The sequence below is a fragment of the Bacteroides rodentium JCM 16496 genome (assembly GCF_000614125.1).
Lineage (GTDB): Bacteria > Bacteroidota > Bacteroidia > Bacteroidales > Bacteroidaceae > Bacteroides > Bacteroides rodentium.
Map to the genome: position 1 here is coordinate 1 of NZ_BAKJ01000075.1, position 10,029 is coordinate 10,029.

Annotated in this window: 3 protein-coding genes and 4 pseudogenes; 2 read left to right on the top strand and 5 right to left on the bottom strand. The window is 54.3% G+C overall.

The window, feature by feature from the left end:
• The first annotated feature begins 133 nt into the window (after positions 1 to 133).
• Both JCM16496_RS19675 and JCM16496_RS19680 read left to right on the top strand, forming a co-directional pair.
• Positions 134 to 1,687 carry an AAA family ATPase gene (locus tag JCM16496_RS19675; RefSeq protein ID WP_025836270.1) on the top strand — a complete coding sequence of 518 codons (1,554 nt, stop codon included), beginning with the start codon at positions 134 to 136 and terminating at the stop codon, positions 1,685 to 1,687.
• 25 nt (positions 1,688 to 1,712) lie between these two features.
• The gene (locus JCM16496_RS19680; RefSeq protein ID WP_025836271.1) at positions 1,713 to 3,164 is read left to right on the top strand and encodes a vWA domain-containing protein; all 1,452 of its coding nucleotides are present in this window, start codon (positions 1,713 to 1,715) and stop codon (positions 3,162 to 3,164) included.
• On the opposite strand, the pseudogene JCM16496_RS19685 reads toward JCM16496_RS19680, so the two are convergent.
• The 5 genes and pseudogenes from JCM16496_RS19685 to JCM16496_RS19705 form a co-directional block, all read right to left on the bottom strand.
• Positions 3,161 to 5,016 (bottom strand): annotated as a pseudogene (locus JCM16496_RS19685) (TonB-dependent receptor). The gene JCM16496_RS19680 and the pseudogene JCM16496_RS19685 overlap by 4 nt on opposite strands.
• A gap of 99 nt (positions 5,017 to 5,115) precedes the next feature.
• Positions 5,116 to 6,518, bottom strand: a pseudogene (locus tag JCM16496_RS19690) (aldo/keto reductase).
• A 48-nt stretch (positions 6,519 to 6,566) separates the two neighbouring features.
• Positions 6,567 to 8,060 (bottom strand): annotated as a pseudogene (locus JCM16496_RS19695) (4Fe-4S binding protein).
• A gap of 74 nt (positions 8,061 to 8,134) precedes the next feature.
• Positions 8,135 to 8,266, bottom strand: a pseudogene (locus JCM16496_RS22390) (flavodoxin family protein); the annotation flags it as partial.
• Positions 8,267 to 8,371: 105 nt separating this feature from the next.
• Positions 8,372 to 10,009: an ABC-F family ATP-binding cassette domain-containing protein gene (locus JCM16496_RS19705; protein WP_025836272.1), complete on the bottom strand. Its 1,638-nt coding sequence runs from the start codon at positions 10,007 to 10,009 to the stop codon at positions 8,372 to 8,374.
• Between the last annotated feature and the right edge of the window lie 20 nt (positions 10,010 to 10,029).

A 10,029-nucleotide genomic window follows, 5' to 3' on the forward strand; every position in this document is an offset into this window, starting at 1 on the left:
ACTCTTCATCTGTGTGTGGATTTGTTTTCCAAAGATAGTGAATCTTTATAAGAAATTCTCTGATTTCCCTGCTATTTTGTATCTTTACACACTTTTCTCTATACATGAGTACTGACTACAAATAAATCATATTGTGGAAATAGCCCAACGCATCCGCCTCCTCCTTTCTGAAATGAACCGGGGAGTATACGAAAAAGAAACCGAAATAAACCTTTCCCTGCTGGCAGCTCTGGCAGGCGAGAGCATCCTGCTCCTGGGACCTCCGGGAGTAGCTAAGTCAATGGTGGCGCGTCGGCTGAAATCAGCTTTTACAGATGCCCGTGCCTTCGAATACCTGATGTCCCGCTTCTCTACGCCCGACGAGATATTCGGCCCCGTCAGCATCAGCCGGCTGAAAGAATCCGATAAGTACGAACGTGCTATCGACGGTTATCTGCCCACAGCCGATGTCGTGTTTCTGGACGAAATATGGAAAGCAGGCCCTGCCATACAGAACACTCTGCTGACCGTCATCAACGAGAAACTTTTCCGCAACGGCGACAAGGAACTGCATCTCCCCCTCAAACTGCTCGTAGCTGCCAGCAACGAACTGCCCGCCCAAGGCGAGGGACTGGAAGCCCTATGGGACCGCATCCTCATCCGCATTCTCTGCACCTGCATCAAGCAGGAAGAGTCTTTCTACAAAATGCTGCTGGACGATTCTGCCAACCATCCGGAAATGACTGCCTGCGAATGGCAAATCTCCGACCGCGAGTATGCCGAATGGCAAGCAGAGATACGCCGCGTAACCTTGCCTCTCGATGTTCTTTCCTGCATCACGGCCATTCGCCACGGACTGACAAGCGTAGAGATGCAAGACTCCGACCTGCGCCGCAATGTCTACGTCAGCGACCGCCGCTGGAAAAACATCGTGAAGCTGCTCAAGACCTCTGCCTTCGTCCACGGCCGCACGGAAGTCTCCATGACCGACCTGCTTCCCGCCTACCACTGCCTATGGAGTGAGCCTGATGAGAGCGTTGCCATCCGTGACATCGTTATCCGTGCCTTATTCGTGTCCCACACCAAACAGATTGCCGGTATCGCTTCCTCGCTGAAATCCGATTTGAAAGTCAGCCGTGTGCGCGAAGCCCTCGACAAAGCCCGCCTTGCCGGCGACCGTAGGGACGATGACCTGATGATAGCGGACCACTTCTACTACCAGGTGGAGAAACATGGTACGGGCAACACCTACATCTTTATTGTGGACTACAAAAATCTGAAGGAGTACAGTGCCAAAGATGCCCCCACCTTGGGCGTAATGTATGCCGACCCCCTCAATCCCAAGCGTACCATTATCCGCGCCTTTGCCGACACCAGTGCCATGAAAGAGGAAGGCACCGAGCGCGTCACCCTCTACCGCGACGACAAGCATCTCTACATCAACGGTGTGCGCTTCCCCATGCGACGCCTGCAACGGGGCGATGAGCAACAGCTTTGGCTGGGAAACCTCTCCATCACCGACCGTGACTATGAGACAGAGCTGGACACCGCCGCCACCAGCATAGACCGCCTGGTGAGAGACTTGTCCGATAACCTTTTCGTCTCCGAAGAAGATAAAAAGAGCGTAGCGCAATACGTCTCCATCGTCCGCAAGGAGATAGCCTGGGCGCGTGTGGACATGCGCAAACTGAGATACGGAGACGAATAACCCTCCAGTAACCAAGAAGAAGAAGATGAACACCGCCGCCACCCGATATGACACCGCCTTCTACGTGCAGGCACTGGACCGTTTTGTAGCCACCGGAGAGTGTGCGGAGACGGATACCGAACCCTTGTACGCCTACCTGCTCTCCGTGATGAACGACTCCATGGTCAAGGTGCAGGTGCTAAGTGATGAGATTTGTGCCCGTATCTTTTACGACACCATGATTCAGTTTATCCACTTGAATTTGGAGAAGGAGAGGTACAACCTCCGGAAAAGCCAGTCGGAGCGGAACGAAATGAAGCTCGTGCTGGAATGGTCCATGGCAAAACGGAAAGATGGCTGGCAAGCCTTGCTCCAGCAGATTTCCGACAAATACCGGGAGTACGGCTTCGACTCTCGCTTCTATCGCAGCCACTTCGGCACCGAAGGAGGATATGCGGACGATGAAGTCTGGGAGAAAATGGTGGACGACTGGGAAGAAGCCTTCCAACTGAAGATGCACGAAGAAAAAGAGAAAGAGATCGCTTTCCGCAAAGATACCCTCGAGCGCAGGCTCCGTTCCAATCTGAAAGACATCCCCGAGTACATCCGCCAGAACCGGGTGGATAAGGACGAATTCTTCCAGACCTGGGGCATGATGAGCGGCCTGTGGAATACCGTCGATTTTGAACGTATACGGAAAATCGTGCGCATCCAGCGCTCTTGCCCCGAGATAGTGAAAGTGGCCCGCAAGATGGGGCGTATGGCAGACGACGAAGGACGTGAGCAAATCCGTGTTGCCGAGGGAAACGTTTACAAAATGGAGCACTCCTCCAAATGTGATATCCTGGGCATCAGCACCGGCAACGACCTCAATGCCCTGCTTCCCATTGAGCTTGCCCATTCAGCGGACAGCGAACTGGAAGATTTGTTCGTCTACAAATACCTCACCCGCAAGCTCCAGACCTTCCGCTATAAATCGGAAATCATGCAGCCTGCCCGGCGCATCGAAACCAAGCCCGCCCGTCCCAAAGGTCCGATGATTGTCTGTCTGGATACCTCGGGAAGCATGGCTGGCAAGCCGGAGAAGATTGCCCACTCCCTGCTGATAAAGCTCCTGGAGATAGCCGACCGTCAACAGCGGAACTGCTTTCTGATAGCTTTTTCCGTCTCCATCCATCCGATTGACGTAAGGAAAGAACGGGCAAGGCTGCTCGAATTCTTCTCAAAGACAGCTTGCGGGGATACAGAGGCCACCCGCATGCTGGAAGCCACGTTCCGCCTGCTCAAAGCGGGGAAGGAGTATATGAATGCCGATGTGCTTTGGGTCAGCGACTTCAAGATTCCTCACTCTTCACCTGCCTCTATGGAGGAGATTCGCCGCTGTCGGGAAGCCGGTACACACTTCTACGGTCTGCAGATTGGCATCACGGACAATGAGTGGACGCCGTTCTTCGACCGCATCTATCGGGCGGAATATACCCCTTCACGGCAGTATTAAAAGTTGATATTTACACCTCCCATCACCGTGGCTTTCGGCATGGGGAAGCCTGCATTGATTTCATAGTGTTGTGCCAGCAGGTTTTCACCTTTGACAAAGACGTCGGCAAAACTGCACAGACGGTAGTTGGCACGCAGGTTCCAGAGTACGAAGCTTTCCTGCTTCTCCTTGCTTGGGGTGACCGAGGTATGGAGCCCTTTTACGTATTGTATGCCGGTAGAGAGACTCCAGCGTCCTTGCGTAAAGTCCGCACCGGCATAAAGTTTGTGCTCGGGAGCAGCCAGTACCGGATTCTCCATGTGCAGCCAGCTGTAGTTGGCGTTTATCTGCCAGTGGCGGTTGATGCGGTAGCAGAGGTTGGTTTCCACGCCCCAGTTCTCTATCTCTCCGGAATTGACGTTCTTGCGCAGGGCAGGGTCCGTCATGATGATGTTGTCCCCATTGATGTAGTAGAGGTTCACCCCATAGGACATGCCCCCTTCCAAAAGCTGCCCCGTAAAGGAGAGTTCATAGTTCATCAGGCTCTCCGCTTTCAAATCGGGGTTCTGTGGAGGGAACATGTACATCTCCCGGATGGTGGGGTTACGGAATCCATTCCGTGCCTACGTGCGAATGGTGGTCTATGCGGATACCGGCGTCCAGTGAAAGCCAGCTGTTGATGTCCTGCCTGAAATCCACATAGCCTGCAAATTCATCCATCTGCTTGTCCACGCCGGGGATACGGTCGCCAATCTGCTGTCCGGGTTTTGCCTCGTCGATGGCGACAACCTTGTTCCAGGACTCTCCGCCGAAGTGCTGGTAATCGAAACCTACGGTCAGGCGGTTGCCGGTGAAGAGCGTGGCGCTTTGATACCACGATATGCCCAGCATCCGGTCTTTGGAGTTGAAGTGCGACTTCTGGGGCTCTCCTCCGGGGTGGTAGCCGTCGTTAATCTTGTGCCGGCTCCAGTTGTAGAAGAAGCTCACGGCGCCGGAAGTGCGGTCGTAACGATTTTCCAGTGCGAAGGAGGTCATGCCGCGTGTGATGCGCGAGTCGTTGTCTATATACGGATTGTCGGCTTCGCCGGGATTGGAGGCGTTGAAACGGGTGAGGTTCACGTCGCCCCACAGCTTCCAGGTGTCGCTGAAGTCGTATCCCAGTTTGGCATAGCCGCCATACTGCTCAAACTCCATGTCGTCACGGTGTCCGTCGGTACGGTTGTACGAGCCGGTCACCACGCTGCTGAAACGCCCTTTCCTCACGCAGTTGGAGACTTCCGTCTGCAGGGTGTTGTAGGAACCGTATCCTATCTGCGCATTGGTTTTCACCCCGTCCTCCTGCATCTTGCGGGTGACGATGTTGATAACCCCGCCCATTGCATTAGACCCGTAGAGGACAGAGGCGGGACCGCGCAGCACTTCCACCCGTTCGGTCATCATGCTCTGATAGGCATCGGCGATGGGGTGCCCCATTAAGCCATGTATTGCGGGTGTCCGTCTATCAGCACCAGCAGGCTGGTTGTAGGTCCTCCGGCTGCGTTTACTCCGGCGCCTATGCCGCGCAGGCTCATGCCTCCTGCGGCTCCCGTGGATACACCGTAGCCCATGATGCCGCGGCTTGTGGTGAAAAGTCCGGGCACCTGCTCGGTCAGTGCAGGCAGGATGGAGGCTGGTAGGTTTGCTCCAGTTGCCGGCGGCCCACTACGGAGATGGTCATTGGCAGGTGGCGGATGTCTGTTTCATTTCTCGTCCCGGTCACTACGACTTCATCAAGCTTGTAACTTTTTAGCCGGAGGCTGTCGGCGGGTGCGGACAGCATACTACCCGGAAGGGAGATACTTATTAAAATTGCGGTTAAAATCTTTTTATTCATCATTTATCTATGGTTCTTTTTGTAAAGCTTTACAAAAAGAAGAATCTGTATATGATTGGTAATCCTTAAAATGGACAACCGGGGTTGAAGATAAGTCCGTTAAAAGGTTTCCTGCTTCAGCGCTTCCACGAATCGGTCTATCTCCTGCAGTTTCATCGGGATGTCGATGCCTTGCGGACAGTGCGGGTTGCATTGGCCGCATCCGGTGCAACGGTTGGCTTGGCGCAGGCGGGGAACACTGCGGTCATAGCCTATCAGGAAGGCGCGGCGTGCCTCGCGGTAATTCTCGTCCTGGCTGCTCTGCGGCACGTTGCCCTCGTTGATGCAGCGGTTGTAGTGCAGCAGGATGGCTGGAATATCCAGCCCATAGGGGCACGGCATGCAGTATTTGCAGTCGTTGCACGGCACGGTGGGGTATTGCAGCATTCGCTGGGCGGTATCTTCCAGCAGGGTAAACTCCTCTTCCGTACATGGAACAAGCGGTGAGAAGGTGCGCAGGTTGTCTTGCAGGTGCTCCATGTACGTCATTCCGCTCAGTACGGTCAGCACATCGGGGAAAGTACCTGCAAATCGGAAGGCCCAGGAAGCCACGCTCTCTTGCGGGCGGCGTTGTTTCAGACGTGCCATCAAGTGGTCGTTCAGGCGGGATAGCGTCCGCCCAGCAGCGGCTCCATGATGACGGCGGGAATGTTGCGCTTCACCAGCTCGGCATATAGGTATTCGGCATCCGTGTTGCGGGTATTCACTTCTTTGGCATGCCGCCAGTCCACATAGTTCAGCTGGATTTGTACGAAGTCCCATTTCAGTTCGTCGTGGCGGGAGAGCAGGTAGTCGAAGACTTCGATGTCTCCATGATAGGAGAATCCGAGGTTGCGGATACGTCCGGCTTCGCGCTCTTTCAGCAGGAAGTCCAGCATGCCGTTGTCCAGATAGCGGGAGCGGAGGGCTTCCATGCCGCCCATGCCGATGCCGTGCAGCAGGAGGTAGTCGATGTAGTCCACTTGCAGGTCGCGGAAGGAGCGGTGATACATGGCAAGGGACTCTTCGCGGCTGTGCGTGCTGGGACTGAAGTTGGACAGCTTTGTGGCAAGGAAAAATTTCTCCCGTGGGTGGCGTTTCAAGGCAATGCCCGTGGCGCGCTCCGACAGACCTTGCACATAGGCGGGGGAGGTATCGAAATAGTTCACTCCGTGGGCAATGGCATAGTCTATCAGGTCGTTCACGGCTTCCTGGTCTATTTCGTCTCCATTCCCGTCGGCGCGTTTGCGGGTGGGCCATCGCATACATCCGTATCCCAGCAGGGAAACCCGGTCGCCCGTGTTGGGATTGGTACGGTAGGTCATCTTGTCGGTTGGTATCTCGCCCAGTGCGGCCGATTCGCTCTCCCCGTTGTTCTTGTTGCCCGAACAGCCGTATAGGGCTGCTGCCGAGGCAAGCGTTCCTGCACCGGCGAGTTTGAAGAAATCGCGGCGGTTTATCTTGTTCTTATTGTCTTCTTTCATTGTGATAGGACTGAAATTATAAATGGATATTTGGGTGATAAAGCTGCTTCAGACAGTTCTGTGCATCACATGGCCTTCCACATAAATGGCACTGAACGGACGCGACGGACAAAGGTTCTCGCATGCTCCGCATCCGATGCAGCGTTCGGCGTTGACTACCGGTATCTTGATGGAGGCTTCGTCTTCCGGGTCTGAAGGCACCATCTGTATGGCACCGGTCGGACAATGGCGGGCACAGTTCCCGCATTCCATCTTGTCTGTGATGCAGATGCAATTCTCCTTAATCCATACGGCATGACCGATTTGGACGGCCGATTTCTCGGCGAGGCTCGTCAGATGGATGGCATCGGTAGGACACACCTCCGCACACTTGGCGCATTCGGGACGGCAGTAACCGCGTTCGTAGGACATTTCCGGCTGCATCAGTTTTGTCAAGTCCGAAGAAGGACGGAGCACTTGGTTGGGGCATACCGATACGCAGAGCTGGCAGGCTGTGCAGTGTTGTGCAAAGTGGCGGGCGCTCAGTGAGCCCGGAGGAGTGATAGGGGTGGCGCGCTCGGGGATTTTCTTATCCTCGATGACAGCCAGTCCACCGTCCACTTTCTTCTCTTGCGCCTTGAGGGCTGCCGTAGCAGCAAACACGGCGGTTGTAGAGAGAAATGCGCGGCGGGCGTCGTTTACCTGCTCCGGCGCCACGGAGGTTTCCTGGGAGACTGTAGCGGAGGCCGGCTTGCGGCGTGTGTAGGTGATGGCACCTTTCTTGCACTTGTTGATGCAGTCCATACATGCCACGCAACGGCTGTAATCTATTTCGTGTGCCTTGATGTTGATGCACGATGCCTTGCAGTTGCGGGCACAAAGTCCGCAACTGTTGCACTTCTTTGTGTCAATCACCGGTTTCAGCAAGGAATACTTCGAGAGGAAGCCAAGCACTGTACCTACCGGACAGATGGTGTTGCAATAGGTACGTCCGCCCCGCCATGCCAGCACGATGAGGACTACCAGAGTGACCGTGGCAATCAGCAGGTAGGGAGGCTCTTCATCCATACATCCGTTTCATAGAAGGCATAGCTGTCAGCACGTTCGGCCAGGTAGGCCAGTCCGTTGTTTGCCCACTGGTAGAGCGGGGAGAAAAGGCTGGAAACGATGCGCCCGTATGAGCTGTAAGGGGCCAGCAGCACGACCAAAGAGTTCAGTCCGCCGATAATGGCAAGTACGAATACTCCCAGCACGCCGTAGCGTAGCCATTTCAATGCGGGCGAGTAGCAGAAACGGTTCTTCTTCCGTTTGGCGGAGAGCCAGGAAACAATGTCTTGGAATACTCCCAACGCAGATGACGGAGCAGTAGATGCGTCCGAATACCAAGGTCAGCACTGCAAGAAACAGTACTACACCGATGTTCAGTGCCAGCACGGCCGGTAGGAATTGTATCTTCGCCATCCATCCGAACCAGGCATGCAGTGTTCCCGTGAAGTCGAGGAACAACAGCGTGATGAGTGCGAAGAAGATGACGGCAAGGGTCAGTCTGATGGTACGTAGCATAAATGTATGGTATAGCGGTTAGTATTCGTTATTTATACTTTTTTTCCCATCTCGTAGGCTTCGTGCATGGAAGGCTTGTCGTTCAGGAAAATCTTTTCTACTTGATGCCCGGCTTCTGCGGCACCGCGCATGAATTCGTTGCACAAGAGGTCGGAGTTTCCATTCCTGCGGGGACTGGAGGAGAGGATTAATACTTTTTTGCTCATATTCGTTGTTCGTTAGTTAGTAAATGATTACGTGCTGCAAAAATAGGGAGGTTTTATGAGAATGGCAGTATACAAATTACGGTTGTTGTTACCTAAATTACTGATTCATTCCAAAAGTATCTCCCGTTCGATGCCGGTGTCTTTCAGAAACTCCCGGTCGTGGCTGATGGCAATTACGGTGCCGGCGTAGTCGCGTATCGTTGCCGTTATTATTTCTATGCTCTCGATGTCCAGATTGTTGGTGGGTTCGTCCAGAATGAACATATCCGGGGTATTGTCGGCAATCATCAGGCAGCAGAAGGAGAGGCGCATCTTTTCGCCGCCACTCAGTTTGCCGCACGGTTTGTTCCACACGTCGCGGGGAAAGAGGTAACGGTTGAGGATGGTTTTCACTTCATGTTCCGGCAGGTGGCGGTGGTTGAAGGCTTCTGCTTGTTGGAGTACGCTGCGCTCATTGCGGACGAGGGAGTATTCCTGGTCCAGATAGACGGAGGTGAAGCCGGCACGCTCCATCACTCCGTCGGTGGGGTGCAGTTCGCCCATGATGAGTTTCAGCAGGGTTGTTTTTCCACTGCCGTTTTTCCCTTTCAGGCTGAGGCGGTCGCCGCTTCTTAGCTGGAAGGTGAGGGGAGAAGCCCAGAGGTTCTTTACAGCCGTCTCCGTGTGGGGCGTTTCTGCGGGGGAGGCTGTATGGTCGGGATAATGGAAGTTGACGTCCCTTGCCGTAATCAGAATCTTGCCCGTATGCAGATGGGAGGCGTTGAAGTCTGTTTTCAGCTTGTCCGTCTGCGACAGTGAACTTTTGATGCCTGCCATTTCCGTCTGCAGCTTTTCCGCTTTCTCCGCATGTATGCTGCTGAGTCTGCTACTGCTGTTTTCCGCATTGTTTTTCAGTCCTCCCATCAGGATGCGGGGAATCCCTTTTTTGATGGAGGCTTTTTCTCCCCGTACATTCTGTTTGGCTTTGCGCTCTTCTACTTCGCGTGCCACTTTGCGGGCAAGGCGCAGGGCTTTCTGCTTCTCTTCCAGTTGTTGGGTGAGGGCGTTTTGTTGCAGGGTCTTTTGTTCTTTGTAGAAGTCGTAGTTTCCGCTGTAATACGTCAACCCCTGGGAGGAGAGTTCGCAGATGGCAGGCAGCAGATTCAGCAGCGTGCGGTCGTGGCTGATGACGAGTACGGTGGCTGATGTGCGGCGTATCAGGTTATACAGACGTTCCCGTCCGTCCGCGTCCAGATGGTTGGTCGGTTCGTCCAGCAGGATGGCTGTCGGGTTGTGCAGCTCCATGCCTGCCAGGAAGATGCGGGTCTTTTCGCCGCCGCTTAGTCCTTCCATCGGGCGGGAAAGCGGGATGCCACCCAGTCCCCAACAGTCGAGGGCGGCTTGGGCGCGTTCTTCCACGGTCCAGTCATCGTTGAGCGTATTGAAATGTGCTTCGGCAGCGTCACCGCTCAGGATGGCATGCAGGGCGGACAGCTTGTGGCTGATTCCCAAAGCTTGTGCTATCGTCTGCCCGTCGTATTGTCCGAAGTGCTGGGGCACGTAGTACAGATGTTCGGGGCGTAGCACCGTTCCCGAACTTGGTGACAAGTCTCCTGCCAAAATGCGCATGAGGGTAGACTTGCCGCAACCGTTATTTCCGGTCAGGGCTATTTTATCTCCGGAGTTGATACTCAAATGGAGGTGTGAAAACAAGATTTCCTTATCCGCATGGATATAGCTAAGGTCTTTAATGATAAAGCTCATAAGTTTCTACTGTGTTTTTA